A 25,540-nucleotide genomic window follows, 5' to 3' on the forward strand; every position below is an offset into this window, starting at 1 on the left:
CGTCTGCTCGCGAGTGGAGGGTTACCGGCGAAGTTGGCGACGCACCAGCTTCGCGAACTCGACCGTCGAACGGCGCACCGACTCGAATTCCAGTGACACCAGCAGGGTGTCCACCATCGCGAACGGCAGGGTGGTGGCCACCGCGCCTCGGCCGTACTCGATGTGCCACGAGCCGGGATGGATGGTCATGCCTCGGGCTTGACCCCGCACCATGTGTGCGTGTTCGCCGGGTAACAGCGTCGAGGCGGTGAGGTCGTCCGATTCGACGTCATACCAGTCGATCTGACCCGCGATCAGGAACTTGTGCACGTCCACATGCTTGTAGCGGCCCGAAAAGCCTTGAGTACCAGTGGGTGAGCCGAAGATGACGATGTACTCCCGTGGGCTGAAGTAGAGAAACCTGACCTTGCCGAGGATGCCTCCCGCCTTACTGCCCACCCACCGTCCCGGCGCGGGATCGATGAGATCGGGATACTCGTCGGCCAGCGCCTCGACGGCCCGGGTGATCAGCTCACCGTCCTCCAGCGGCAAGCCGACAACCTGCTTGGCCACCCTGCCCAGCACGTCCGGATCGATCTTGTACGCCATCAGCCGAACTCTATCCGCAGGCTCGTCGGCCCGCTGAGCCCCAGCAGCGGTTTCCAGGGCACCGATTCGGTGCGGGACGGGTTGGGCAGACGCTGGGACAGGATCTTCAGCGCCTCGGCGAGTTCCAGCCGCGCCAGGTTGGCGCCGAGGCAGTAGTGCACCCCGCCGCCGAAGGTCAGGATCGGCGGCGGGTCGTCGCGGGTGATGTCGAAGCGTTCCGGATCGTCATAGATCGCGCTATCACGGTTGGCCGCATAGGTATTGACGATGATGAACGTCTCTGCGGGGAACGTGTAGTCGTCGATCACGACGTCCTCGGCGACGCTCCGCACCGTGCTGCACATGGACGGTGAATGGCGCATCGTCTCTTCGACAGCGCGCATCGCCAACTCCGGCCGCTCCCGTAGCAGCGACCACTGCTCCGGGTGATCGCAAAGAACCTGCATCGACGCGGCGAGCTGGCTTCGCGTTGTATCCGTGCCCGCCACCAGAATGCTGAACGCCAGCATCCGCAATTCGCCGGTGTCGAGGCGATCGCCGGCATCCTCGATCCGGATGAGTTCGGAGAGCAGGTCGTCGGTCAGGTTTTGCCGCCGTGCCGCAACCATATCGTCGATGTAGGAGTCGAATTCGTCCCACGCCTTGAGGACGACGGGCTCCTCCTCGGCCAGGTTGCAGTCGAAGCTGACGATCTTGAAGATGTCGTCGGCCCAACGTGAGAACTGCCGCCAGTCCTCACGCGGCGCGCCGAGCAGCGCGCAGATGACCGGAATGGGGTAGGGGCGGGCGATATCCGCGACGAACTCGCAGCCCCCTGAGTCGGCCACCGCGTCGATGAGCTCGTTCACCACTGTGTGGATGGTGTCGTGCATCCGTGCGGTCGCCCGCGGCGTGAATGCCCGTGAGACCAACCCGCGCAGCCGGCGATGCTCATCGCCCTCCATGTTCAAGATGCTGCGAGTCACCCTGTCCCACAGCGGTCCTGACGTGATGCCGTGGGCGGAGAGGTGGATGCCCTTGGGTACGACGAACCGGGGGTCGCGCAGCACGGTGCGGGCCAGTTCGTACGAGAGCACTTCGGGGCCGATCGGCCCCAGCGCGATCGGGGCGGCCTGTTGCGCCGCGCGGAACTGCGGGTAGATCTCCTGCGGTGTGGCGGTGATGTCGTACTGCAGGGTGGGCAGGTCCGCGTCGAACACACTGGGTTTGGCGGCGTCGACGGTCATGGCACGTTGGTGTCCAAGAGGGTCAGCGGAAGACCGAGCACGGACAGGTCGATCTCTTCCAGGTGTGTGCCGTCGCCCGCCAGCTTCTGTCGGAATCGGATTGCTGCGCCGTACCTCTCGGCGACGGACTCCGCAGCCGAGGCCTCGGGGATCTGCAGCACGACGGTGTAGATCCCGTCACCCTTCTCGTCGAGAAACGTCTGCACATTAGCGGCGACGGCAACCGTCGATCCCGGAATCGGGCTGATCAACTCGACCCCTCGGTCCCAGTCCAAGCTCACGCGGACACCGAGCTCGGTCAGCTCCGCCGGCTGCAATGTGAAGCCGAGGTCGGTGAACATCCGCGCGACGGTCTCGTGCCGCTCAGGAGCAACGGCGAAAACAACGTGATGAAGCCGAGATTCGGTCATTTCCGCACCAGACCGCGGGGCCGGACGAGGCCGAGGTCGAAATGGGTGACCCAACCGGGCTGGGCGTCGCACACGTCGGGGATTGCGTTGATGGCCCCCATCGCGGTCCAGTCATACCCGGGATGGCGCATCGTTCCGTCGGGCCGGTCGACACCCTCGAGCGTGAGTTCGGTGGGAGGATCCCCTTCGATGACGATCCGGTACCGCGTCTTGCCCCAGTCCCACGACGGGTCGATCTTGTCGGGCTCGCTGGTCAGGTAGATGGCGTGGAAGACGATGAGGGGAGCGCCGTCGACCCATGCTGTCCATTCGTGATGCTGGGCTGCGACGGTTCCGCGCGGTATCGCTCCCAGCTGGTGCGGAATGTCCTCGGTCGCGACGGCCGCCTTGACGTCGGCCGCCGTGACGTCATCAATGGTCACCCCGAGACCGTCGGCGATCATATACATCGACTGCGCGAAGAACGGAACACCAAGACCGAGAATTGTTGGCTCGCTGAGGAATTTGTCTTTGTCCTTGCCGAAGCCCATCCAGTCGATGTGGTCCAGCGGCGCGTCGGTGAGGACGTTCACGACCTCGTATACGACGATCTTGTCGATCCTGTTCATCACGCGCGCAAGGGTCATCGGCAGGATGTCGCCCGCGTAGCCCGGATGGATGCCTCCGCCGTGGAACGAGGTCCCACCGTCGGCGCAGGCGGCGCGGATCTGCTCACCGCCGTCGCGGAAATCCTCGGATGGATAGAAGAAGCCGCTCGTGGTGACGACGTTCTTACCCGAGCGCAGCAGTCGGCACACGGTATCGGTATCCATGATGACCGGCGTGTAGAAAACGCAGTCGGCGTCCATCGCGATCACCGCCTCGACGTCATCCGTTGCGAGGACCCCCGTCGGCGCGATGCCCGCGATCTCGCCGGCGTCCTTGCCGACCTTGTCCTTGTTGTGTACCAGAACGGCGACGAGGTCGAAGGTCGGGTTGTCGGCGAAGTGCCGTACGCCGACCTGACCGACGTCGCCCGTCATCCACTGAATGACTCGATACCTCTTCTCAGGCATTGATGACACCTCTGGGTAGTAGCAGCGGCAGGTCGTTGTAGGTCGCGATGCCGGGAGGTGCGGCGACGACGGCGGGTATCGCGGTGATCGCCGGAACGGCGGTGATGGTGAGGCCCAACAGGATGTAGTCCTCGATGGTTTCGCCGACGAAGTCGGGCGGCGGCTCGAAGCTCAGCGTGGTCTTGATCGTCGGACGGCCCTCGATCCTCACGTCGTATCCGAACCCCATGGACCACGTCGGCTCGAGCGTTTGCCCTTTCGTCCACACCCCGCGCACCTCGACGACCTCACGTTCGCCGAGGAAGCCCTTCCAGCGCACGTCGATCCCGGCCACGCAGCCCTTGGCGATGTGCCAACCGCCGGGTAGGTCGAGATCCTCGGTGGTCTGGGCATATTCGGCGTCGCAGCGTATCTCGTCCAGTTCGACGCCGAGGGCGTCGGCGAGCAGAAGCACAGCTTCCCGAAAGATCCCCGAACCCTTCTCGGTGATGTCGTGCAGGCCCGGCTGGTCGATCGGATAGCCGAAACCCATGATCTTCTCGGTGTCGGGGGAGTTGTAGATGGTGGTGTCGAAGGACTCCACGATCGATATCCGGTCGACTCGGTCCGAGATCCCCGCCGCGACGATCGCGAACAATTGCATGAAACCGGGGTTGAGCCCGCTGCCGAAGATCGTCGACCCGCCCTTCTGGCAGGCGGCGATGACGCGGCCCCGGCCCGCACCGAGTCGGTGCCCCGTGATGAACTCCGACGTGGTCACGACGTTGATACCCGCGCCCAGAATGCGCTCCAGCTCATCGACATTCGCGAACATCGGGTTGTAGACGACGCAGTCAGGTTCGAGTGCGAGCAGCGCGTCAACGTTGTCGGTGGCGGTCACCCCGAGCGGTTCGATACCGCAGAGCTCGCCGACGTCGCGCCCCACCTTGTCCCGTGACCAGGCGTAGCAGCCGACGAGTTCCAAGGTCGAGTTCGAGGCGATCGCATGGACCGACTTCTTGCCGACATTGCCCGTCGTCCACTGCACGACGCGATACGTCATCCGGCCGCTGCCCACGTCGAGCGCTCACCAGGGGTGAAGCCCACCGGGATGCGACGGTATCCGCGTGTGACGGAGTTTCCGTGGAAATCCGCTGTGCCGGCGAGTGTGTAGTCGGGCATCCGCGCCAAGACCTGTTCGAGGCCGACTTGGAACTCCAGTCGAGCCAGGTTGGAGCCGAGGCAGCGATGGACGCCTGCGCCGAATCCGAGGTGCCGGTTCGCCTGACGGTCGAGGATGCACCGATCGGGTTCGGGGAACTCCGCGGCGTCGCGGTTGGCGGAGGCGTAGTTGACGATCACCGATTCACCCGGGCAGAAGGCATGTCCTGCGAGCTCGACGTCCTGCGCGACGGTGCGAGGTATGCCGTGGATCGATCCCCCGAAGCGGATGAACTCCTCAACCGCCTTGGGCACGATCTCCGGCTCTGCGATCAGCCGGTCACGCTCGTCGGGATGCGTTGCCAGGTAATGGAATGCGAACGACATCGCGCTTGCGGTCGTCTCCAGACCGGCCTGCACGAGCAGCATCGCGTTGCCGACGACATCCCCGAACTCCAGCTTCTCGCCGTCGATCTCGGCGTTGAGCAGGACATCGATCATGTCGTCCTGCGGCGGTTGGGTGGAGCGCGCCGACACCGCATCGTGGATGTGTTGGTAAAGTCCGCCCCAGGCGGCCATCCGGGGGTCTTCGCTCGCGCCGTTCAACGCGGTGTCCGTCAACTCGATGCACAGGGGCACATCGTCGATGGGCATGCCGAGCAGGTACTTGAAGAACACGATGCCCGGTTGCCGCCACGCGACCTGGGCGAGATCGCCGCTGCCTGTCTCGATGAACATGTCGATGAGTCGGTCGGTCTCCGTGCGGATCTGCGGCCGAAGGGCCTTCATCCGGGCAGGGGAGAAGTACGGGTTGAGGACCTTACGGAACTTCTGCTGCCTCGGCGGGTCGAGTGTGATCACCAGATCCCCAGCCAGTCGTTCCTTCGCGTCTGGGGTGGGGTTGGACGAGAAGTGCTCCCAGTCCTGCAGGATCTTGTAGCATTCCTCGTAGCGGTTCGCCACCCAAGCGCCACCGGGAGTGGCACTGAGGAACGGCGAATCGGTATGTGAGAACGACGTATTCCGCCGCATCACGTCATAGACGGCGTACAGAAAGTCGTTGTCGTTGAAGTCCTCGTGGCGAAGATCCAGGTTCGCCGCGTGTTCCTCCGGCGTTTTCATCGTCACGGAGATTGCGCTCCCGACTGCTGGGCCGCGGCCTCACGCGCCTCCCTCTCCTCGTGGATGCGCACCAGTTCGCGGAATCCGATCCGGTGGTACTTCGGCACCGGTTGAATGCCCCATTCATCCTGGGCGGTGTCCTTGCCTTCGGCCCCCTCGGGCGGTCCGAGCGGCGGGTATGGCACCTTGCATTCCAGGGTGTCGTCGGAGTACCGGACCTTCAGTAGTTCACTGCAGATCTCGGTCAGGCTCAGCGTCGGATAGCCGTAGTACACCGCCATGAACGGCAGTGTGAAGGCCCCTTCGATGACGAGTGCGACCAGGCAGACCAGTACCGCTCGCTTGATCCACTTGTGCATGCGCGCGTAGTACGGCATCGTGCCAGGCGGCAGGTCCTCGGCCTTCGGGTCCGTGGACTGAGGTGTTGTCGTCACGTGTTTGCTCCTAAACCTGTTCAGTCGGTGAAGATTTCACGGTTGACGGTGTGTAGATACGGAATCGCCAGGAACGGCGTGATGTAGAAGATGTCGTAGAGCCACCAGCCGATCACCGGGAACACCACACCGGCGTAGCGGACGTCGGCGTACATCGTCATGTTGAACACGTAGAGGCACCAGATGAGCACGCCCATCCAGCAGGTGACGATCATCCACTGATGGCCCCACCGTTTCATCTGCAGGAAGCCGATCGCCGCGGCGCAGCGCATCGCGAAGACCGTGAGGATCATGCCGAACACCATCGACTTCTCGCCCGGCCCGGCGGCGCCTCCGACCCAGAACTCGTTGTAGTGCCAGAAGTATCCGGCGTCGAACATCGCGCCCCAGCCCACCATCAGCACGCGGTTGATCAGTGTGTGGTTGGCGACGAGGTCCAGTGCCCAGCCCAGGCTGTTCAGCATTCCGTCGATCAGGACGAGGTATCCGATCAGCGTGACGATCATGGGGCGCATCGACAGGCCGGCGCGGGCCGCCTGACGCTGGAGCCACACCCCGCGCAGGAAGATGGGCAGCCCGAAGATGCCGGGCGCCCACATGCCCATCAGCGCGGCGCCGACGATCATCCACTTGTCCGCCCTGCGCTGGGCCAGGCGCGACGCTTCGTCGTGGTCTTCGAGGCTGACGGCGCCGCCCGCCCTGACATCCAGACTCACAACTCCCACCACCCGCGGGCGAAGGACATGTACAACTGGATGCCGAACATGGCCAGCAGGTAGCCATAGATCACGACCTGTAGGACGATGAGCGCCCGCTTGCGCTTGCGTTCCTTCTCGTCCATGTCTGACTCCTTCCCCTACGGTGCGGTGCTCGAGCTGTCGGCGTCGGCCAGGCTGGCCGCGGCGACTTCGCGTAAACCTTCTGTGATGGCGCCGTCGCTGGACAGCGGTGCGAGGATGCACGCCTCGGCGGCCTCGAATTCGGTTGCCCCTGCGGCGATCAGCTGCGCTGCGGTGACGAGGACACGGGTCGATGGCGGCTCGAAGTGGAAGGCCTCGTCGGCCGTTCTGATGGCGGTCGCGCATTGCACAAGCCGACGGGCAGTGTCCATGGCGATACCGGCCTCGGCGACGATGACCTCCGCCTCCTGCTCAGGTGGCAGGTAGCGCATCGGCAGCGTCACGAAGCGCTGGCGGAACGACGGTTTGAGCTCCTTCAACGAACTGCGGTACGCGGGGTTGTAGGAGCACACCAGCATGAAGGTCTCGGGCGCCTGGACGACCTCGCCCGCACGGTCCAGATATAGGGCGCGGCGGTGATCGGTCAGCGAGTGCAGGATCGCCAGCGAATCGTGCCGCGCCTCAACGACCTCGTCGAGGTAGCAGATGGCTCCGGCCTTGACCGCTCTGGTGAGTGGACCGTCGGTCCACACCACGTCGCCACCGGTCACCATGAAGCGACCGACCAGATCGGAGCTGGTCAGGTCGTCGTGACAGCTGATCGTCACCACGGGGCGTCGCAGAAGCAGGCCCATGTGCTCGACGAGCCGTGTCTTGCCGCAGCCCGTGGGGCCGGTGAGCATCACTGGGAGCTGTTGGCGATAAGCCTGTTCGAACATCTGGACTTCGTTGCCGTTCGAGTAATAGGTCTCGGTCATGCGGCCACCAACTCTCGATGCACGTGGGCGAGTACCCGGGGGAGCTCCTCGATGCGCCGGATGCGTTGGGAGCGGCGAGGTCCGAACACTTCCGGCAGTGGGTCGACTCTGGTGGGTCCGACGCCGACGTAGTACATGCGCACGCCGGCGTCGTTGGCTTCTTCGACGGCGTGTGCGGCGTCCGCCCAGGCGTATCGCCCCTCGTAGCCTTCGTCGGAGATCAGGCCGTCGCCTATCACGATGAGCAGACGCCGTTCCGACGGTTGGGCGAGCAGCCGACTCGTCAGGTGACGCAGCGGTGCGCCTAGCCTGGTGTATCCGCCTGCCGCCAGGCCGAGTTGGCCGGGAGGGACGAACCTGCGGTCTTCGAAGTCCTTGAGGCAGGTGACCTCGACGCGATGACGGGTGTTGCCGGTGAACACGAAGATACCGTGGCGTTCCCGCGCGAGGGTCATGGCCTGCGAAAGCGCGTCCGCACAGGCCAATTCGAGCTTGAAGATCGTGCCGCCGTGCACACCCAGTGATGAGCTGCCGTCGAGCAGTAGTGCGGTGGTGACGTCGCGACTGGTGGGCAGCAGATCGCGGAAGATGCGCGGCTCGACGGCCTCGCCGGTGGTCAGGTCGATGTAGTGGCTGACGTACTGCTCGACGTCGAGATCGGAGCCGTCCACCAGCCGGCTCTTCATCGCCCGGTGCGTGTGCTCGGAGAACCATCTGCGCAGATCGGTCGAACCCGGCATCGGGTCGCTGTGCCCGCTGGTATGGGTGCGTTCGAGGACCGCGACGTGGTCCGGCATGAAGCTCTCTGTCCACGCGTTCCACTCCGGATACGGGATTCCGGGGCGGTGTTCGGGGGTGAGGTCGAGGTCGTTGTCCTGGGGCCGGCTCGGCGGCGGCAGATTGGTCGCGCGCACGCCGCCCTCTCCGCCGACGGGCACCGAGTACGGGCGGGGCAGCCGCTTCTGCGTTGAGGTCCAAGGCATTCGGCCGAAGGTGCGACGCAGTTTGTCGGTCAGCCCCTGTGGTTCGGTGTATGCGCGCGGCAGTGTGCCCAACAGGGGATCCACGATCAGCGGTTGCGATGTGCGCGCCAATGCGACTGCGCGGTTGAGCATGTCGTTCGCGTCCGTGTCGGCAGACGCGATGTCCAGGTCGGGGAGAAGCGGCCGAATCTCGGGCAGAAGTCCAGGCCAGTTGTCGGCGATCCAACCCAATGCGACGCTCGCCTCGACGAGAGCGAGGGCGGTCAGTTCACGATGGGACAGCTCGTTGAGCCGGTAGTCGACGACCCGGTCTTTTGACGGTGAACATTGAAGGGCGACACCGCAGGTCAGCGTGCGTCGTGTCCAGTCCCTGACGGGCGGCGGATAGGGGACGTGCACGAAGTCGAGTGTTGAGCTCAATCCGAAATCGCGTCGGGGACCGCTGATCAGGCGCACGCCTTCTCGTCGCTGCCCACTCAGCGCGACGGCGGTGACGGCACAACTGCGCTCGACAGCGAGCGCGTGTGCATCGGAAAGCTCGGACATATCGCGTCTCTAGAACGTCCCGATGTTGGAGAACATCCAGTACCAGAACCAGATGATCAAACCGGTGCCGCCCCATGCCGCGACGTACCGGAGGATCTCCCATATCCAATCCACGCCAGACCTCCTCGATCTACCGGATCTCAAGACCGCGGACGGCGGTGGCGACCAACTCGGCCAGCATCGTGTCGCGGGTGTCGGAATTGCTCATCGTGGTCAGCACGCCATAGACGCCGAGGAGGAAGAACACGGCGCTGTAGAACGCGTCCACCTCCGGGTGGATCTCGCCGTCACTGCGGGCGCGTTCGATCTCACGCACCAGCAGCACGATCATCGGATGGTCGGTCCACTCGTCCCTGTTGGGCCGCGTCGGCGAGAAGTGCAGTGCAAGCAACTCTTTGAACAGCAGCGGACCCAGCCGTTGCTCCAGGCCGGTCACCAGGTGCACCGCCGCGTTCAGCGTCGTCACCAAGTCATGTGCGTCGTCGTGTTTGTCGTCGAGGAAGCGCGCGAAGTCGGCCGCCATCCGTGCTTCTTCGCGACTCTCCAACTCGAGCAGGACGTGCTCCTTGCTGGGGAAGTGGAAGAAGAACGTGCCATGTGCGACGCCTGCCGCCGCGGCGATCGAATTCACGTCGGCACCGGACATGCCGGCGAGCTTGAACTCGGCGATCGCCGCGCCGAGTATGCGTTCTCGCGTCTGCAGCCGTCGGACCTCGCGCGCCGACTGCTTGACCTGAGGCGTCATGGTCCGCCCTTTGTAACCCAGTTACTGACCAAAGTCAATGAGTGCAGTCATTGACATCAGTCGGAGAAGATCTCGCGGTTGACGGAGTGCAGATACGGGATGGCCAGGAAGGGCGTGATGTAGAAGATGTCGTAGAGCCACCACCCGACGACCGGCAGGATCACGCCGGCGTAGCGGACGTCGGCGTACATCGTCATGTTGAACACGTAGAGACACCAGATGAGCACACCCATCCAGCAGGTGACGATCATCCACTGGTGGCCCCAGCGCTTCATCTGCAGGAAGCCGATTCCTGCGGCGATGCGCATGGTGAAGACGGTGAGAATCATGCCGACTTCCATGGCTTTCTCGCCGGGTCCCGCAGCACCGCCGATCCACAGCTCGTTGTAGTGCCAGAAGTATCCGGCGTCGAACATTGCACCCCAGCCGTTCAACAGGATTCGAGCCAGGATGGTGTGGCTGGCCACCAAATCGAGTGCCCAGCCCACGGTGTTGATCGCGGCATCGATGATGACGAGATAGCCCAGCAGCGTGACCAGCATCGGCCGAACCGTCAGCCCCTCGCGCTGCGCCTTGCGCAGTAGCCAGACGCCACGGAGGAAGAGCGGAAGCCCGAAGATGCCGAGTGCCGCAGTGCCGATCAGCAAGCTGCCGGAGATGAGCCATTTGTCCGCGTGCCGCTGGGCCGCCTGCGACGCGGCCATGTGCTCATCCAAACCGCTGGCGGATGGCTTCGGGCCCTTGGGGCGCGCCGAGGCATCACGATTCCGGCCCAGGTTGAGCGTGGGCAGATTCATGAACGCTGACTATAGTCAATCAGCGTGGGTAGTCAATCGGCTACTTTGCTTCGATGCTGCGCAACGTTCGGGTGACGTAGTCCTCGATCATCGCGGCCTGGCCGGGCCAGTCGTGGGTCGTCGTCAGCAGCGCATATAGGCCGAGCAGGAAGAACACGGCGCTGTTCATCGGGTTCACCTCGGCGTCGACGTCGCCGCGTTCCCGGGCGCGCTCTATCTCCTTCGCGAGGGTGACGATGACAGGGTGTTCGTAGCTCTCGTCCCGCGGCCGGGTCTGCGAGAAGTGCAACGCCAGAAAGTCCTTGAAGAGCACCGGGCCCAGACGGCGTTCGAGACCCATCACCAGGCGGACCGCCTCGTTGAGCGTCGACCTGAGATCGCGCGGCGTCGCCACATAGCGACCTAGTTGTTTGGCGATGTCCTCTTCTGTTCGCTGCTCGAGTTCGAGCAGCACATGCTCCTTGGTCGGAAAGTGAAAGAAGAACGTGCCGTGGGCAACTCCCGCAGCTGCCACGATGGCGCCGACGTCGGCCGCGGCGATACCGGCACGCTTGAACTCGGCGACCGCGGCACCCATGAGACGTTCCCGTGTCTGTAAGCGCTTGGTTTCTCGCGCAGACGGCTTGTCTACCACTGCCATACGGCAACTGTACCGGTCCATCGGCTGGTAAGCCGCGACTATGTTATTGACTTAAGTCAGTTTGTATCGTTTGATGATCAGCACTCGACGGAGAGGACTCCTATGGCATTGGAGCAGTTCAACCTCGACGGTCAGGTCGCCATCGTCACCGGTGCGGGCAAGGGTGTCGGGCAGGGCATCGCCAGGGTGTTGGCCGAAGCGGGTGCAACGGTGGTCGGGACGGCGCGTACGGAGTCCGACATAGTCGCGACCATCGAGGGCATCGAGAAGGCCGGCGGAAAAGGTCTTGCGCTGGTAGCCGACGCGATCAGCCGTCCGGACGGCGAGCACGTGGTGAATACGACGATGGAAAAGTTCGGCCGCATCGACATCCTCATCAACAATGTGGGCGGTTCGACGTTCGGCTCGTTCCTCGACATCACCGACGAGGACTTCCGGCACACCTTCGACTGGTGTGTGACGTCCGCGTTCATCATGAGCCAGCTGTGCGCGCGGCACATGATCGACGCCGGGCACGGCAGCATCGTCAACATCTCCTCGGGCTCAGCACGTTTCGGTATCCGGGCGCTGACGTCCTATTGCGTCGCCAAGGGCGGTCTGGAAGCGCTGACCCGCGCCATGGCCCAGGAGCTGGCGCCGAAGATTCGTGTCAATGCCATCGCGCTCGGTTCGTTCGCCACCGACGGACTGCAGAGTGGCCTCGACATGATGCCGGGGGCACTGGACACAATGCTGTCGCTCACGCCGCTGCATCGCCTCGGCGACGTCGAGGATCTCGGTCGGCTCTGCGTGTACCTGTCGACGAAAGACTGCTACGCGACGAACGCCATATTCCATGTCGACGGCGGCATAGACTCGAACAACCTGCCGCTGCCCATTCCCGACTACTGATCGAGGACCGAAATGCGAAGAGTGGTCCAGTTTTCCACCGGCAATGTCGGACAGCATTCGCTGAAGGCCATCATCGGGCGCCCCGACCTGGAACTTGTGGGTGTGCATGCAGCGAGCCCGAACAAGATCGGGCGCGACGCCGCAGAACTCTGCGGGTTGAGCGAGCCGACCGGCATCATCGCGACCGACGACATCGACGCGCTGATCGCGCTGAAGCCGGACTGCGTCGTGTACACCGCGCTGGGCGAGACGCGGCCGATGGAGGCGCTCGAGCAGATGACGAAGCTCTTGGCCGCAGGCATCAACGTCGTCGGTACCTCGATGGTATGGCTGGTGACACCGCATCAGGTTGATGATTGGCTGCGGGGTCCGCTCGAGGAGGCGTGCGCAGCGGGCGGCTCCTCGCTGTACGTCAACGGCATCGATCCCGGGTATTCGGGCGACACGGCGGTGCTCGCCGCGTTGAGCTTGGTCACCAGGGCCGAGTCGGTGACCGTGCAGGAGGTTTTCGACTACGGCAACTACGATGACTACGAATACACCGGTACTGCAATGGGATTCGGCACCACACCGGACGACGGCCCAGCGCTCGCGTTCCAGCCGGGCGTTGTGGCGGCCATGTTCGGTGGCCTGGTGCGTAACCTGGCCCGGCACCTCGGAATCGACCTCGCCGAGGTCCGCGACCGCTACGAGCCCTGGTACACCGACAAGCGCATCGAATGCAAGATGATGACCGTCGAGCCGGGACAGCTGGCGGCGGTACGCTTCGCGGCCGAAGGTGTGCGCGACGGTGAGGTCGTCATCACCGTCGAACACACCACCCGACTCACACCTGCGGCGGCGCCGGATTGGGAGTATCCGACCGAGGGACATTCCGGCGTGCACAAGGTGATCGTGGAAGGCGAGCCGCGCGTCGAGGTGAGCACCCACCTGTCGCACCCGACCCTCGACGTCACCGAGGCGGGGTGTGTGTCGACGGCTGCTCGGGTCGTCAACGTCATCGACTGGGTGTGCCGCGCACCGGCGGGACTCATTGCGCTCGAGGATATTCCGCCGGCCGAAATGGTGCGCGGGCTTATGTGGTGAAGCCCAGTTGCGACCTATCGCAATGGCCGTCCGTGCCGCCGGGCAGTTTCTTCCAACCGCTGCTGTTCCTGCAGCAGAATGCGTCTGACTTCCTTCAGACCACCTATCTGTTCTTGGACCCGGGCGCGTTTGTCGGCCAGTAGCCTGGCTCCGGCGGCGCAGTCGATGTCGTTGGAGCGCAGCCCATCGAGCACTTCCCGGATTTCGGTCAATGAAAAGCCGAGCGATTGCATGCTGCGAAGAAGTTTCACGTGTCGTACCAACGACTCGGGGTAGTCGCGATAATTGCTGCTGGTTCGATGCACCTCGCCGAGCAGGCCTCGGTGCTCGTAATAACGCAGAGCGTGGCGGCCGAGGCCGGTGCGTGCTTCTAGCTCACTGATTTGCATGGGTGCTCGCCCTTGACTGTAGACCTAGGTCTACACCTTAGCCTTCGGCGATACGTCATGAGGATCGATGAGGAGGGTCGATGCGTTTGTTGACCAGTGCGGTCATCACGATTGGGTGTTCCAGTACGAAGGCCTTCGACTACGCCGCGGACTTGAAGAACTTCGGTGATTGGTTTCCGGCTGTGATCAATCTCGTCGCGGAAGACGATGTTGCGTTCACAACGCCAGGTAAGCGATACACGGAGACCGTCGCCGTGCCCCTGCGGGGCGAGCGGGCGGTGCGGATCGTGGTGGTGGAAGCAGAAATTCCGGTGCGCTTGGTGACCGAGGGTGACCAGCCCCTGGTGTTGCCGCGCATGGAGATCGAATTCAGCGCTGTCGGCGAGAAGTCGTGCGAAGTCCGCTGGAGGATGCTGAGCCGCAATGAGACCGCCCTGGCCCGATTTACCATAGTGCCCTTCGCCGGATGGCTCATGGGCAGGCGTGCCAGGGCCGGGCTTCGTAATCTCAAGCGACTACTCGACGGACCGCCTCGATGATCGGTGTCTCACCGCCGATCACCTCGAACGTCCGCCCGGCCGTCTCCGGCGTGTCGAGCACCGCCACGAGAACAGCGGCGACGTCCTCGCGTGGGATGTCACCACGTCCGGTCTGGTCGGAAAGCTCCACGCACCCGGTGCCGGGGTCGTTCGTCAGACGACCGGGGCGCACGACGGTCGCGTCGAGCGCCTCACGTTTCCGAATCGCCTCGTCCGCGGCACCTTTCGCGCGCAGATAGGCAACGAATACCGGATCGCCGATGTCGTCCGGTGCCTCGACGTCGGCCCCGATCGCCGAGATCATCACATAGCGCCGCACGCCGGCCGCCTCGGCAGCGTCGGCGAGCAGAATCGCGGCGTCGCAGTCGACAGTCTGCTTCCGTGCCGCGCCGCTGCCCGGACCCGCGCCGGCGGCGAAGACGACCGCGTCGGCGTCCTGAAGGTGCGCCGCCACCTCGTCGACGCCAGCCGCCTCGAGGTCGATGACGACCGCCTGAGCGCCCGCCGCCTCCAGGTCCGCGACCTGCTCAGGATTCCTGATCAGGCCGACCGCCGTGTCTCCGCGCTTTGAGAGCAGCCGTTCCAGGATGAGGGCGATTTTTCCGTGTCCACCGGCGATGACGACGCGCATGCCATCCATCCTAGGGATGCGGCAGCTCGGTTCCTATGGTCGAGATTGACACCATGGTCGTGGTCGGCGCCAGCAGCCGTCACTTCAATCTCGGTCATAGCACGCCATTCGGGAGAGTCCGCCTCTAGACCAAGGGTTGGCTAGACCAGGCGTTCGCGCAATTCGCGTTTGAGCACCTTGCCGTAGCTGTTCTTCGGCAGCTCGTCGATGTACTCATAGCGCTTGGGGCGCTTGAAGCGGGCGATGCGCTCGAGCAGATGAGCATCCAGCTCGGCCGGCGAGGCCTTTCCGACGATGAACGCGACGACGACCTCGCCCCACTCATCGTCGGGCGCCCCGACCACACCCGCCTCATCGACGCCGGGGTGTTCGAGCAGGATCTCCTCGACCTCCCGCGGGTAGATGTTGCTTCCACCGCTGATCACGACGTCCTTGGAGCGGTCCCGCAGCGTGAGGAAGCCGCGCTCGTCGAACGAACCCATGTCACCGGTCCGCAACCAGCCGTGATGAAGCGTTTTCTCGGTCGCCTCCGGGTTGTTCCAGTACCCGGTCATGACAACGTCTCCGCGACAGACGATTTCACCGATCTCACCCGGTGCCGCCGGTGTGTCGTCGTCGCGCAGGACCGCGACGTCCACGCCGGAGCGGGCATAGCCGACCGACCCGAGAATCGCATCATCGGCATCGACATGGTCGGCCCTGCGCAGTCCAGTGATCGTCATCGGCGCCTCGCCCTGGCCGTAGAGCTGGACGAAGATGTTCCCGAACGCCGCCATCGCCTTCTTCAGGCTCTCGACGTACATCGGCCCGCCGCCGTACACGATGGTCCGCAGGTTGTCCGGGCGCGAGCGCCCGGTCTGCACAAGGCGCTGCACCATGGTGGGCGCGAGGAACGCGCTGCAACCGGGATGGCGTTCGCAGAGGTCGAGAAACTCGTCCGGTTCGAACGCGGCGGACTCGGGAATCACCTGCCGCGCACCGCGTAACACGTACGGCGGGATGTAGAGACCGGAGCCATGCGACATCGGCGCCCCGTGCACCAGGCTGCAGTTATCGTCCGGCGAATCGAAATCCGCGAGGTGGGACACCGTCATCGCCATCAGGTTGCGGTGGCTCAGCATCGCGCCCTTGGACCGGCCGGTGGTACCGCTCGTGTAGAACAGCCATGCCAGGGCCGAAGGATCGGTGAGACGCGGCAGTTCCACTGGCGGTCGGGTCAGGCGCGACGAATACTCCTGCGAGTCAACTATTTCGACTGGGACCTGCGTGACGGACGCCAACTCCGCGCCGATCTTGGGTGACGCGAACACCTGCGCGGCGCCCGCGTCGTCCAGGATCTGGATCATCTCGCGCGGATGCAGCTTGTAGTTGATCGGGACGACCGCGCACTCGGCGGCCCAGATGGCGAACATCAGCTCGACGATCTCGGGGCGGTTCTCGCTGGCGATCGCGATGCGGGTGCCAGGCGGTCCGAGACTGGACGCGATCCGCAGGGCGCGGTCACGCAGTTCGCTCCACGTATGTAGTTGGCGTTCACCGCAGAACACCGCGCCGCGGTCGCCGAATCGGCCGGCGGACTGGTCCAGAAGGGCGAACAGGTTCACTGTCGGGCAACCCAATCGGCGTTCAGCGCGAAGTCCGACAGGTACTTGGTCGATGTCCAACCGCCGTCGACGACGATCTCCTGACCATTGATGAAGCTCGCGCCGTCCGAGCACAGGAACGCGACTGTGCTTGCGATGTCGTCGACCTCGCCCAACCGCGGGTAGGGCGTCATCTCGGTGTTGATCTTGCGGAACCGCGAATCTTCGAGTCGCGTCGCGACCATCGGCGTCAGCGTCACGCCGGGCGCGACGGCGTTGCACCGGATGCCCAGCGGTCCGTACTGGCAGGCGATGTGCCTGGTGAGTGAGGTCAACCCGCCCTTGGCCGCGGAATATGCGCCACCGCGCAATCCGCCGACCACCGCGAAAGTCGAGGTGATGTTGATGATGGCCGATCCCGGCTTCATGTGCCCGATCGCCTCACGCGCCAACCGAAACGGGGCGCGCAGCATCAATCCCAGGAAATAGTCCAGTGATTCGTCGTCGGTCTCGTGCAGTGGCTTCGGGCTCCCCACTCCGGCGTTGTTGATCAGGAAGTCGATGCGGTCCCACCGCTCGATCGCTGCGTCGACAATTTGTCGGGGCGCATCGTCGGCGGTCAGGTCGACGGCGAGCGTCTCGATGCGCTCAGGGTCGCATGCCTTGAGCTCGGCGAGCCTGGCTTCGTCGCGCCCAGTGCCGAGCACCGCCATGCCCTGCTCGGCGAGCTTTGTGGCGCAGCCGAACCCGATGCCACTACTGGCACCTGTGACGATCGCAACCTGCATCTCAAACCACCTCAGTTCTTCCCGGCTGTCAGCGTCGCCCGGATCTGATGTTTCAACACCTTGCCCGCGTCGTTCTTCGGCAGCGCGTCCCAAATGACGATCTGCTCAGGGATTTTGAACTTGGCCAGACCCCCGTCGATCAGCAGTTTGGCGAGGTCGTCCAGACTGGGTGCGCGTTCTTCGGCGGTCACGATGACCGCACACGCCCGTTCACCCGTCCGCTCATCGGGCACACCGACGACCGCGATCTCCGCGATACCTGCCCGCCCGATGAGAAGGTCTTCGACTTCCTTGGGGGAGATATTCTCACCGTTGCGGATGATGATGTCCTTGGCGCGGCCGGTGACCACCACGTAACCGTCGTCGACCCAGCGGGCGAGATCGCCGGTGCGGAAGTAGCCCTCGTCGTCGAATGCCGCCGTCTCGTCCTCGGGATGGAGATAGCCGGCCAGCATCTGCGGACCGCGGGCACAGATCTCGCCGTCGACGAGTTTGATGTCGGCGATGCCCGCGCGACCGTCGGTGTCCGCCGCATGGTCAACGGCGTCGAACGAACCGACCGTGGTGACCGGCACCTCCGTGGATCCGTAAACCCTTGTTACCGCGGCCTTCTCGAAATAATCAGCGGCCCTGCGGATCAGCGATGGCGGAACCGATGCGCCACCGCAGATGAACACTTTCAGGTCCGGTAGTCGGGTGTCGGCCCGCTCGGCGGCACCGAGGAGGCCGTCGAGAAACGGTGTGGCACCTGCCATGTGGGTACAGCGCTCCGCAAGCATCAGCGATACCGCCCGGTCGGGATCCCAACGCTCCATCAGCACCGCCGTGGTGCCCAGCAACAGCGGGCACTCGAACGCGTAGATCGAGCCGCCAATATGCGCGATCGGCGACGGAACGAGGAAGGTGTCACCGTCGGCCACGTGCCAGTGTTCTCCGATCTGACGGATGAGCGCCTGTATCGAATTATGGGTGTGCAGAACACCCTTCGGCCGTCCGGTCGTACCGGAGGTGTAGAGGATCATGCGCACGGTGTCGGGATTGAGCACCGGCAGCACCGCGGCGGCGTCGACGTCGAACATCGACGGGTACGGGGTGTGGCCATCGCCGCGGACGACGATGACTTCCGGAGGCGACGCCATCGATGCGGTCACCCGATCCAGCATCGCGGCGTAGTCGTGATTGCCGAACGTCGACGGGACGAAGATTGCCCGGCTGTCGGCGTCCGTCAGGATGAACGCGAGCTCGCGGTCCCGCAGCGACGGCAGGATCGGGTTGACCACCATGCCCGCCAGCGTCGCGCCGAGATAGATGACAGCGGCCTCATGCCAATTGGGCAGCATGAAGGACACCACGCTGCCCGCGGGCATCCGCGCCAACAGCGTCTGCGCCAGCGCGGTGGCCTGCTCATGCAGCGTCTTACAGTCCAGCCGAATGCCGCCGTCCACCACCACCGTTCGGTCGGGCGTCGTCTGTGCGGCGTCCCGGAGTGCGTCGGCGAGTGTCTCGCGCACCCACAACCCCCGCCGGTAGGCGTCGGTTGAGCGCTGCTCGTCTACCCTCACTGGCCGGCCTGCCCCTTGACCCTGCGCATGGTCATCGAATGGCGGTAGCGCGACGAGGGGTGGGTGTTGACGGTGACCTGCGCGACTTCACCGTCGGACGTCATGTACGTGCGCTGCATCTCGAGTGCGGCGGTGCCCACCTCGACCTTGAGTGCATCCGCCAGCTCGGGTGACACCGCGATCGCGGAGATCTCCTGGCGCACTTCCACGATGCTGACGCCGAACAGGTCCTCGATCAGCGGGAAGATGGGCCCCGAATGTCGTTGCAGCAGACGGCCGACCGCGGCGAACGCCCTGTTGATGTAGTACTCCGTCGTGCAGACCGGTGTGGCGGTGCCGTCGGCCCGGTATCCGCGTACCGCGAGCCATTCAGTTCCCACGGCCAGCCCGGTGCGCTCGGCGAGCTGTTCGTCGACGATCACGGTCGCGTTGCTCTCGATCGTGAGCTGTGCGCCTGAGGCGAACGCGAGCAGATCATTGATAGACATCACGTCCTGGGCGTAGCTGTTCGTCTCCGGCCGTGGAACGACCAGCGTGCCTGCGCGCGGGCGCGACGCGACGAGGTTGTCGTCACGAAGCCGTCGCAGCGCCTCGCGAATGGTGTAGCGGCTGACCTCGAAACGTTCGCACAGTTGCTGTTCCGTCGGCAGCTGGGAACCCACGGGATACACCCCGTCGACGATCTCCTTGCGCAGGGTACGTGCCACCTGGAGATACCGGTGGTCGGCCGGGCTGACGGTCATGCGCGATTCCGCTCCGCTTCTCGCTGGCCGGTCATGTTCGTCGCAACACCAACACACTGCCGTCGCCGTCGGCCGACACATATAGGGTGCCGTCGGGACCTTCGGTGATACCGGCGAACGGACCCTGAGGGCCGGAGAACGGTGGCATTCCCTTGAGCGGCTTGGGATTGACGCCCGGCGGCGGTCCGACGGGCAGGCCGGAGGCGATGGTGCGCCGCTCGCCGCTGGTCAAGTCGACCGCGATGACCTCCTTCGCGCCCGCGTCCACGATGTACAGCTGGTCCCCGGAGACATGGATACCCTGCGGTCGCTGCAGCCCGTCGACGACGGTCTCGGTGGAACCGGCCAGCCGCACGACGCGTCCGGCACCCGATTCCGCCACCAGCGGAACCCCGTCGGCGCCGAACGCCACGCCGACCGGATCCTGCAGCCCGGAGGCCAGGAGCTCGACATTGCCCGATCGCAGCGCGTGCACGCTGCCGGTGCCGAGTTCGGCGAACACGATGGTGTTCCCGGGCCCGATGGCGACGCCGTAGAGTTGGTCGAAACCATCAGCGAGATAGTCGGTTTCGCCATCGCCGGGACGGTACCGGGCGATCTGGCCACCCGATGTCGCCACCACGAACGCCCCGGGGCCCTCCGGGGCCAGCCCACGCAGGAAGCCTGGATAGCCGGGCGTGAACAGCATGCCCACGGTTTCCAGCGCACCGTCGGCCCCGACGACATAGAAGTAGGTGCCGTCGGCGACGTACAGTCGGCCGTCGTCGCCGATGACGAGGTCCAGCGGCCAGTTCAACCCGCCCGGCAGCGCGGTGCGCGTCTCGCCGCCCGCCAGGATCTCGGTGATTTCTCCGGTGAAGTTGGAGACAAAAAGGCGGTCGCCGACGAAGGTGAGATTGTCCAGCCCCGGATTGAGTTGCGCCAGTAGGGTTTTCTCACCGCTGCGCGGATCGATGCGCAGCACCTGCCCGTTGGCCACCTGTGTCGACACCAGATAGCCCTGCGGATCGAACTTGACCGCATCCGGCACGCCGAGATCGCCGGCCACCCGCTGCGGCTCACCCCCTTGCGGGTCGATGCGCCAAATCTCATTGGCCGTCATCAGCGGGTAGTACAGCATCCCGTCCGGCCCGACCTCCATCGCGTTCGGCGACGGCAGGTTCTCCAGCAGAATTCGCGAAGCTCCGGTGGCCCGATCGAGTTCCACCAGCCGACCGCCGTCGCGGCACTCGTTGATGAACAGCCGGTCCTGATGGACAGTGATGCCGTTCGCGCAGGGGAGGTCGTCGCGCAGCACCCGCGCCGCGCCGCCGGCGTCACGTACGCTCACCCGGCCGTCCATGACCTCGGTCGCGTACAGGTTGCCGGCACCGTCGAAGGCGACGTCGTCGGGCGCGATGATCTCGCTGCCCTTCGGGCTGACGGCCTCGACTCCGCCGTCGGCCAGATCGACGGCGCTGATCTGACTGCCTGTCACCTGAGCGACGTAGATGCGTCCGTCGGGCCCGGTCCGCAACCCGTTCGCGCCGAACAAGCGACTCGGCGTCGTGAGCCTTTCGAGCTGCCAACCGTCGGCGGTCGTGGGGTTGGTCGCGATGTACCGGGAGGGCGGGAGCGACGCCGTCGCTGGAGCACTCATGACCCCGGACGGTACCAAGCGCTTCTAGTCCAGACAATAGCCCGAAAGCCCATCAGGCTCGGCCTTGACTGGGCGATAATCGCTGCGGAATAGTGTTCTGCAATATGCAGAGCACCATCTTTTGTCCGGACAAATAATATGAGCGACCTTCTTCGGCTGGACGGCCGCATCGTCGTGGTGTCGGGCGCGGGCGGCGGCGGGATCGGCACGACCATCACGCGGATGGCCGCCGAGTCAGGCGCCACCGTCGTCGCGGTCAGCCGGTCAAAGGAGAACCTCGACGAACACGTCGCGCCGCTGGCCAAGGACGGCTTGTCGGTGGTGCCGGTGTCCGCGGACGCCTCCACCGACGAGGGCATCGCCACCGTCATGGACCACGTGCGGCGCACCGACGGCGTGCTGTACGGATTGGTGAACATCGCGGGCGGGGCGGCGCCGTCCACATGGATGCCCGCGACGCGGGTGACGCGCGAGGACTGGCGAGCGCTGTTCGCGGCGAACCTCGAAACCGCGTTCTTCATGAGCCAAGCGGTGGCGGCTGAGATTCGCGAAAAGGGCAATCCCGGATCGATCGTCTCAGTGTCGTCGATCAGCGGGATGAACACCGCTCCGTTCCACATCGCCTACGGGACCGCGAAGGCGGCGATCGTGGCGATGACCCGGACAATGGCCGCCGAACTCGCGCTGAACAACATTCGAGTCAACGCCGTCGCGCCCGGCGTGACGGCGACGGCGGCGTCACGCACCTATGTCGATGACGACCCCGAACGCGACCGCACCGCCATCGCCATGGGCCGGCGCGGCACACCGGAGGAACAGGCGAGCGCGATCCTGTTCCTGCTGTCGGACATGTCGAGCTACATCACTGGTCAGACCCTGCTGGTCGACGGCGGTCTCAACCTGAAATGGACGCACCTCGGCGCCGACAACACCTCGCTCTTCCTCGCCGACGAGTCCTTCCGAACTGAAATTAGGAGGATCTAGTGACGCACACCGAATCCGACCTAGATGCCGCCATCGAGGTCGACGGCGATCCGGACGATTCGACCGGGCAGGTCGCCGAAGATCTCTCGTCGCCGATGACCATCGGTGTCGACGCCTACATCTCCGAGGAGTACGCCCGCAACGAGCGGGATCGGTTGTGGCGCAAGGTCTGGCAGCAGGTCGGCCGCGTCGAAGAGCTCCCTGAGGTGGGCAGCTATCTGACCTACGACATCCTCGACGACTCGATCATCGTGGTGCGGACGGGACCGAACGAGTTTGCGGCCCACCACAACGTGTGCATGCATCGCGGCCGCAAACTGGTCGACACACCCGAGGGCGCCAAGAACGCGATCGGCCGTGCTCGTAAGTCCTTCGTCTGCGGGTTCCACGGCTGGACATACGGTTTGGACGGTGCCTGCACCCACATCCGCGAACAGGACGACTGGAAGGGTGCGCTGACACCCGACAACACCCACCTTGTTCCGGTCCAGGTCGACACCTGGGGTGGGTGGTTGTTCATCAACATGGATCCCTCCGCCGAATCGCTGGCCGACTACCTGTTTCCGGCATCGAAGATCCTGGAGCCATTCGGACTGGAGAACATGCGCTACAAATGGCGCAAATGGCTTTATTTCGACTGCAATTGGAAGGTCGCGATGGAGGCCTTCAACGAGACCTACCACGTGTTCACCACGCATCCGGAATTCAACAAGTTCGGTGAGTTCAAGGGTTGGGCCAAGGCGCAGGGCAAGCACAGCAACATCGGCTACGACGCTCCGAAGGGTTTGGACGAGACCAAGTCCAAGATTCGCCTCGGCACCGGTGACCCGCGCATCTCGACGGCCGAGATGCAGGTCTACACAATGGAAGAGACCAACGCGACCACCACGGAGACGTTGGTCAACGCCGCCAAGCGGCTGGTCGACGAACTGCCCGAAGGCACGCCGGCGGATCAGGTGCTGCAGCACTGGCTGGCGTCGGCGCGTCGCGACGACGAAGCGCGCGGGGTGATCTGGCCGACGATCCCACCCGACATCCTCGGCCAGAGCGGTACCGCCTGGCAGATCTTCCCCAACTTCCAAGTGGGCCAGGGCCTGACGAGCGCGCTGTGCTACTCCGCACGCCCCGATCCGAGCTATGACCCCAACAAGTGCATCTTCGAGGTCGCGGTATTCGAGCTCTATCCCAAAGGTCAAGAGCCGCAGACGGAATGGCAGTACACCCCGAAGGACTCCCCGAACTGGCTCTCGGTGCTGCCGCAGGACTTCTCGAACATGGCGGCGGTGCAGCAGGGCATGAAGTCGGCCGGCTTCCCCGGTACCAAGCCCAACCCGTATCGCGAGCGCAGCACGGTGAACCTGCACTACCAACTGTCCAAGTACATGGGCACCGGCGAGCCCCAAGATTTGTGATTTCGGCGTGCTTAGTCACGCTCAGCGAGACGCAACACGCCGAAATCGCCAGTAAAGGAGACACATGACGACCTGTGGACCGACGGACGTACCCACCGATATCGATATCGACGCGTTGCGGGAGAAGTACGCCGCCGAGCGGGCCAAGCGTCTGCGACCTGAAGGCGCATCGCAGTATCTGGAACTCAAGGACGAGTTCGCGGAGTTCGCCGAAGTCGACCCCCACACACCGGTGACACCTCGCACGCCGATCAACGAAGACGTCGAGGTCGCGGTGCTCGGTGGGGGCATCGCGGGGCTGCTCGCAGGCGCATACCTGAAGAAGGCAGGCGTCGACGACGTGCACGTCATCGAGATGGGCGGCGACTTCGGCGGCGTGTGGTACTGGAATCGCTTCCCGGGCATCCAGTGTGACAATGATGCGTACTGCTACATCCCGATGCTCGAAGAGCTCGACTTCATGCCGTCGAAGAAGTTCGCCGACGGCGCCGAGATCCTCGAGCACTGCAGGCGAATGGGCAAGCACTTCGGTCTGTATGACGGGGCCATCTTCTCCACCCAGGTGCGAACGGTGTGCTGGGACGACGAGATCGCTCGCTGGCACCTGAGCACCAACCGCGGCGACGACATCCGTGCTCGCTTCGTCGTGATGACGCAGGGCTCCTACAACCGTCCGAAACTGCCAGGCATCCCTGGCATCAAGGACTTCAAGGGCCATATGTTCCACTCCGCCCGTTGGGATTACGACTACACGGGCGGCGACGCATCGGGTGGACTGCACAAGCTGCACGACAAGCGGGTCGCACTCGTCGGTACGGGAGCCACGGGTGTGCAGCTCGTCCCACATCTCGGCCGAGATTCCCAGCACCTCTATGTGTTCCAGCGGACACCGTCGTCGGTGGACATCCGCGCCAACGAGCCGACCGATCCGCAGTGGGCGGCGTCGCTGAAGCCCGGTTGGCAGGAGGAGCGCAAACTCAACTTCCATCGCTGGTCACCGTTCGGCGACGGGGTGATCTTCGATGCGGAGGATCAGGTATGCGACTTCTGGACCGAACTCGGCCGCAACCTGACCGCACGCGTTGCTGCAGCCGAGGATCCGGCGTCGCTGGGCGTCGAGCAGATCATGGCGATGCGCGAAGAAGAGGACTTCAAGATCATGGAGCGGCTGCGGCGCCGCGTGGAAGCGATCGTCGACGATCCACAGACCGCCGAGGCGCTCAAGCCGTACTACCAGTTCCTGTGTAAACGTCCGTGCAGCAGCGACGAATACCTGGCGACCTTCAACCGTCCGAACGTCACGCTGGTCGACGTCGCGGAGTCCAAGGGCATCGACAGGCTCACAGAGAACGGGATCGTCGCCAACGGCGTCGAATACGAGGTCGACTGCGTCATCTTCGCGAGTGGTTTCGAGATCTCCACCGAGATCAGTCGACGGTACGCGATCGACACCATCGAGGGTCGCGACGGGTTGTTGCTGTTCGACCACTGGCGCGACGGTTTCAAGACGCTGCACGGGATCACGAGCCACGGCTTCCCGAACCAGTTCCACACCGGGTTCATTCAGGGCGGCGTGTCGGCCAATACGACGGCGATGTTCGAGCAGCAGGCCCAGCACATCGCCTACATCATCGCCGAGGCGGTGCAACGGAACGCGACGATCGTCGAGCCGAGCCTCGAGGCACAAGAAGCCTGGGGCGCCCACATCAAGGAGATCGCGGTCGACACGTCGGCGTTCGATCTCGCCTGTACGCCTGGCTATTACAACAACGAGGGCCGCGGATTCGATCAGGGCCACCGCTCGTTCCTCGGCGACTACTACATGGCCGGCTTCTACGCGTTCGACGACCTCCTCAAGGCGTGGCGCGAGAAGGGTGACCTGGAGGGTCTGGAGTTGCGCTCATGACCGCCGGGTGCACGCTTGTTTGCGGCCCTACTCGCGATTCACGT

27 protein-coding genes are annotated in these 25,540 nt (G+C 64.5%); 6 read left to right on the forward strand and 21 right to left on the reverse strand.

Annotated features, from left to right (window positions below):
- Positions 1-21: 21 nt before the first annotated feature.
- From H7J93_RS15250 to H7J93_RS15315, 14 genes are all read right to left on the reverse strand, one after another.
- Positions 22-588, reverse strand: a complete 567-nt coding sequence (locus tag H7J93_RS15250; protein ID WP_267307146.1) for an ERG2 family protein — start codon at positions 586-588, stop codon at positions 22-24.
- The gene (locus H7J93_RS15255; protein ID WP_267307147.1) at positions 588-1,814 is read right to left on the reverse strand and encodes a cytochrome P450; all 1,227 of its coding nucleotides are present in this window, start codon (positions 1,812-1,814) and stop codon (positions 588-590) included. The genes H7J93_RS15250 and H7J93_RS15255 overlap by 1 nt, the downstream gene beginning before the upstream one ends.
- The gene (locus H7J93_RS15260) at positions 1,811-2,224 is read right to left on the reverse strand and encodes a VOC family protein (RefSeq protein WP_267307148.1); all 414 of its coding nucleotides are present in this window, start codon (positions 2,222-2,224) and stop codon (positions 1,811-1,813) included. Before H7J93_RS15260 ends, H7J93_RS15255 begins: the two co-directional genes overlap by 4 nt.
- Complete coding sequence (locus H7J93_RS15265; RefSeq protein WP_267307149.1) at positions 2,221-3,279, reverse strand: NAD(P)H-dependent amine dehydrogenase family protein; 1,059 nt, start codon at positions 3,277-3,279, stop codon at positions 2,221-2,223. The genes H7J93_RS15260 and H7J93_RS15265 overlap by 4 nt, the downstream gene beginning before the upstream one ends.
- Positions 3,272-4,321: an NAD(P)H-dependent amine dehydrogenase family protein gene (locus H7J93_RS15270; protein WP_267307150.1), complete on the reverse strand. Its 1,050-nt coding sequence runs from the start codon at positions 4,319-4,321 to the stop codon at positions 3,272-3,274. The genes H7J93_RS15265 and H7J93_RS15270 overlap by 8 nt, the downstream gene beginning before the upstream one ends.
- Entirely contained in the window at positions 4,318-5,541 is a 1,224-nt protein-coding gene (locus tag H7J93_RS15275; RefSeq protein WP_267307151.1) for a cytochrome P450, read from the reverse strand. The genes H7J93_RS15270 and H7J93_RS15275 overlap by 4 nt, the downstream gene beginning before the upstream one ends.
- A gap of 2 nt (positions 5,542-5,543) precedes the next feature.
- Positions 5,544-5,918 carry a hypothetical protein gene (locus H7J93_RS15280; RefSeq protein WP_276022031.1) on the reverse strand — a complete coding sequence of 125 codons (375 nt, stop codon included), beginning with the start codon at positions 5,916-5,918 and terminating at the stop codon, positions 5,544-5,546.
- 77 nt (positions 5,919-5,995) lie between these two features.
- A complete protein-coding gene (locus H7J93_RS15285) occupies positions 5,996-6,691 on the reverse strand; it encodes a hypothetical protein (protein ID WP_267307153.1) in 696 nt (231 codons plus the stop codon).
- A complete protein-coding gene (locus H7J93_RS15290) occupies positions 6,688-6,816 on the reverse strand; it encodes a hypothetical protein (protein WP_267307154.1) in 129 nt (42 codons plus the stop codon). The genes H7J93_RS15285 and H7J93_RS15290 overlap by 4 nt, the downstream gene beginning before the upstream one ends.
- Before the next feature lie 15 nt (positions 6,817-6,831).
- Positions 6,832-7,632: a CbbQ/NirQ/NorQ/GpvN family protein gene (locus tag H7J93_RS15295; protein ID WP_267307155.1), complete on the reverse strand. Its 801-nt coding sequence runs from the start codon at positions 7,630-7,632 to the stop codon at positions 6,832-6,834.
- On the reverse strand, positions 7,629-9,161 hold the full coding sequence (locus H7J93_RS15300; protein WP_267307156.1) for a nitric oxide reductase activation protein NorD: 1,533 nt from the start codon (positions 9,159-9,161) through the stop codon (positions 7,629-7,631). The genes H7J93_RS15295 and H7J93_RS15300 overlap by 4 nt, the downstream gene beginning before the upstream one ends.
- A gap of 130 nt (positions 9,162-9,291) precedes the next feature.
- Complete coding sequence (locus tag H7J93_RS15305) at positions 9,292-9,906, reverse strand: TetR/AcrR family transcriptional regulator (RefSeq protein ID WP_267307157.1); 615 nt, start codon at positions 9,904-9,906, stop codon at positions 9,292-9,294.
- Positions 9,907-9,962: 56 nt separating this feature from the next.
- Complete coding sequence (locus H7J93_RS15310; protein ID WP_372507894.1) at positions 9,963-10,703, reverse strand: hypothetical protein; 741 nt, start codon at positions 10,701-10,703, stop codon at positions 9,963-9,965.
- A gap of 40 nt (positions 10,704-10,743) precedes the next feature.
- Complete coding sequence (locus tag H7J93_RS15315; protein ID WP_267307158.1) at positions 10,744-11,343, reverse strand: TetR/AcrR family transcriptional regulator; 600 nt, start codon at positions 11,341-11,343, stop codon at positions 10,744-10,746.
- Between the two features lie 102 nt (positions 11,344-11,445).
- Between H7J93_RS15315 and H7J93_RS15320 the strand changes: the two genes are divergently transcribed.
- Together H7J93_RS15320 and H7J93_RS15325 are read left to right on the forward strand one after the other, a co-directional pair.
- Positions 11,446-12,234 carry an SDR family NAD(P)-dependent oxidoreductase gene (locus H7J93_RS15320; RefSeq protein ID WP_267307159.1) on the forward strand — a complete coding sequence of 263 codons (789 nt, stop codon included), beginning with the start codon at positions 11,446-11,448 and terminating at the stop codon, positions 12,232-12,234.
- 12 nt (positions 12,235-12,246) lie between these two features.
- Entirely contained in the window at positions 12,247-13,320 is a 1,074-nt protein-coding gene (locus H7J93_RS15325; protein WP_267307160.1) for an NAD(P)H-dependent amine dehydrogenase family protein, read from the forward strand.
- 14 nt (positions 13,321-13,334) lie between these two features.
- On the opposite strand, the gene H7J93_RS15330 is transcribed toward H7J93_RS15325, so the two are convergent.
- Positions 13,335-13,709 carry a MerR family transcriptional regulator gene (locus H7J93_RS15330; protein ID WP_267307161.1) on the reverse strand — a complete coding sequence of 125 codons (375 nt, stop codon included), beginning with the start codon at positions 13,707-13,709 and terminating at the stop codon, positions 13,335-13,337.
- Positions 13,710-13,798: 89 nt separating this feature from the next.
- Between H7J93_RS15330 and H7J93_RS15335 the strand changes: the two genes are divergently transcribed.
- A complete protein-coding gene (locus H7J93_RS15335; protein WP_267307162.1) occupies positions 13,799-14,248 on the forward strand; it encodes an SRPBCC family protein in 450 nt (149 codons plus the stop codon).
- Here H7J93_RS15335 and H7J93_RS15340 read toward each other — a convergent pair.
- From H7J93_RS15340 to H7J93_RS15365, 6 genes are all read right to left on the reverse strand, one after another.
- A complete protein-coding gene (locus H7J93_RS15340; RefSeq protein ID WP_267307163.1) occupies positions 14,217-14,879 on the reverse strand; it encodes an SDR family oxidoreductase in 663 nt (220 codons plus the stop codon). The genes H7J93_RS15335 and H7J93_RS15340 overlap by 32 nt on opposite strands.
- A 140-nt stretch (positions 14,880-15,019) precedes the next feature.
- Complete coding sequence (locus H7J93_RS15345) at positions 15,020-16,483, reverse strand: acyl-CoA synthetase (RefSeq protein WP_267307164.1); 1,464 nt, start codon at positions 16,481-16,483, stop codon at positions 15,020-15,022.
- Entirely contained in the window at positions 16,480-17,250 is a 771-nt protein-coding gene (locus tag H7J93_RS15350) for an SDR family NAD(P)-dependent oxidoreductase (protein WP_267307165.1), read from the reverse strand. Before H7J93_RS15350 ends, H7J93_RS15345 begins: the two co-directional genes overlap by 4 nt.
- Before the next feature lie 11 nt (positions 17,251-17,261).
- Positions 17,262-18,812: an AMP-binding protein gene (locus H7J93_RS15355; protein WP_267307166.1), complete on the reverse strand. Its 1,551-nt coding sequence runs from the start codon at positions 18,810-18,812 to the stop codon at positions 17,262-17,264.
- A complete protein-coding gene (locus H7J93_RS15360) occupies positions 18,809-19,555 on the reverse strand; it encodes a GntR family transcriptional regulator (RefSeq protein WP_267307167.1) in 747 nt (248 codons plus the stop codon). The genes H7J93_RS15355 and H7J93_RS15360 overlap by 4 nt, the downstream gene beginning before the upstream one ends.
- Before the next feature lie 31 nt (positions 19,556-19,586).
- Positions 19,587-21,194: an NHL repeat-containing protein gene (locus H7J93_RS15365; RefSeq protein ID WP_267307168.1), complete on the reverse strand. Its 1,608-nt coding sequence runs from the start codon at positions 21,192-21,194 to the stop codon at positions 19,587-19,589.
- 138 nt (positions 21,195-21,332) lie between these two features.
- Between H7J93_RS15365 and H7J93_RS15370 the strand changes: the two genes are divergently transcribed.
- From H7J93_RS15370 to H7J93_RS15380, 3 genes are all read left to right on the forward strand, one after another.
- A complete protein-coding gene (locus tag H7J93_RS15370) occupies positions 21,333-22,178 on the forward strand; it encodes an SDR family NAD(P)-dependent oxidoreductase (RefSeq protein ID WP_267307169.1) in 846 nt (281 codons plus the stop codon).
- Complete coding sequence (locus H7J93_RS15375; RefSeq protein ID WP_267307170.1) at positions 22,178-23,590, forward strand: aromatic ring-hydroxylating oxygenase subunit alpha; 1,413 nt, start codon at positions 22,178-22,180, stop codon at positions 23,588-23,590. Before H7J93_RS15370 ends, H7J93_RS15375 begins: the two co-directional genes overlap by 1 nt.
- A 64-nt stretch (positions 23,591-23,654) precedes the next feature.
- Positions 23,655-25,496 carry a flavin-containing monooxygenase gene (locus tag H7J93_RS15380; protein ID WP_267307171.1) on the forward strand — a complete coding sequence of 614 codons (1,842 nt, stop codon included), beginning with the start codon at positions 23,655-23,657 and terminating at the stop codon, positions 25,494-25,496.
- Positions 25,497-25,540 lie beyond the last annotated feature (44 nt).

It is taken from the genome of Mycobacterium barrassiae (assembly GCF_025822765.1).
Lineage (GTDB): Bacteria > Actinomycetota > Actinomycetes > Mycobacteriales > Mycobacteriaceae > Mycobacterium > Mycobacterium barrassiae.

Coding starts and splice junctions, on each gene's coding strand:
- H7J93_RS15250 (WP_267307146.1), bottom strand. CDS start 588: ATGGCGTACAAGATCGATCCGGACGTGCTGGGCAGGGTGGCCAAGCAG.
- H7J93_RS15255 (WP_267307147.1), bottom strand. CDS start 1,814: ATGACCGTCGACGCCGCCAAACCCAGTGTGTTCGACGCGGACCTGCCC.
- H7J93_RS15260 (WP_267307148.1), bottom strand. CDS start 2,224: ATGACCGAATCTCGGCTTCATCACGTTGTTTTCGCCGTTGCTCCTGAG.
- H7J93_RS15265 (WP_267307149.1), bottom strand. CDS start 3,279: ATGCCTGAGAAGAGGTATCGAGTCATTCAGTGGATGACGGGCGACGTC.
- H7J93_RS15270 (WP_267307150.1), bottom strand. CDS start 4,321: ATGACGTATCGCGTCGTGCAGTGGACGACGGGCAATGTCGGCAAGAAG.
- H7J93_RS15275 (WP_267307151.1), bottom strand. CDS start 5,541: ATGAAAACGCCGGAGGAACACGCGGCGAACCTGGATCTTCGCCACGAG.
- H7J93_RS15280 (WP_276022031.1), bottom strand. CDS start 5,918: ATGCCGTACTACGCGCGCATGCACAAGTGGATCAAGCGAGCGGTACTG.
- H7J93_RS15290 (WP_267307154.1), bottom strand. CDS start 6,816: ATGGACGAGAAGGAACGCAAGCGCAAGCGGGCGCTCATCGTCCTACAG.
- H7J93_RS15295 (WP_267307155.1), bottom strand. CDS start 7,632: ATGACCGAGACCTATTACTCGAACGGCAACGAAGTCCAGATGTTCGAA.
- H7J93_RS15300 (WP_267307156.1), bottom strand. CDS start 9,161: ATGTCCGAGCTTTCCGATGCACACGCGCTCGCTGTCGAGCGCAGTTGT.
- H7J93_RS15305 (WP_267307157.1), bottom strand. CDS start 9,906: ATGACGCCTCAGGTCAAGCAGTCGGCGCGCGAGGTCCGACGGCTGCAG.
- H7J93_RS15310 (WP_372507894.1), bottom strand. CDS start 10,703: ATGAATCTGCCCACGCTCAACCTGGGCCGGAATCGTGATGCCTCGGCG.
- H7J93_RS15315 (WP_267307158.1), bottom strand. CDS start 11,343: ATGGCAGTGGTAGACAAGCCGTCTGCGCGAGAAACCAAGCGCTTACAG.
- H7J93_RS15320 (WP_267307159.1), top strand. CDS start 11,446: ATGGCATTGGAGCAGTTCAACCTCGACGGTCAGGTCGCCATCGTCACC.
- H7J93_RS15325 (WP_267307160.1), top strand. CDS start 12,247: ATGCGAAGAGTGGTCCAGTTTTCCACCGGCAATGTCGGACAGCATTCG.
- H7J93_RS15330 (WP_267307161.1), bottom strand. CDS start 13,709: ATGCAAATCAGTGAGCTAGAAGCACGCACCGGCCTCGGCCGCCACGCT.
- H7J93_RS15340 (WP_267307163.1), bottom strand. CDS start 14,879: ATGCGCGTCGTCATCGCCGGTGGACACGGAAAAATCGCCCTCATCCTG.
- H7J93_RS15350 (WP_267307165.1), bottom strand. CDS start 17,250: ATGCAGGTTGCGATCGTCACAGGTGCCAGTAGTGGCATCGGGTTCGGC.
- H7J93_RS15360 (WP_267307167.1), bottom strand. CDS start 19,555: ATGACCGTCAGCCCGGCCGACCACCGGTATCTCCAGGTGGCACGTACC.
- H7J93_RS15365 (WP_267307168.1), bottom strand. CDS start 21,194: ATGAGTGCTCCAGCGACGGCGTCGCTCCCGCCCTCCCGGTACATCGCG.
- H7J93_RS15370 (WP_267307169.1), top strand. CDS start 21,333: ATGAGCGACCTTCTTCGGCTGGACGGCCGCATCGTCGTGGTGTCGGGC.
- H7J93_RS15380 (WP_267307171.1), top strand. CDS start 23,655: ATGACGACCTGTGGACCGACGGACGTACCCACCGATATCGATATCGAC.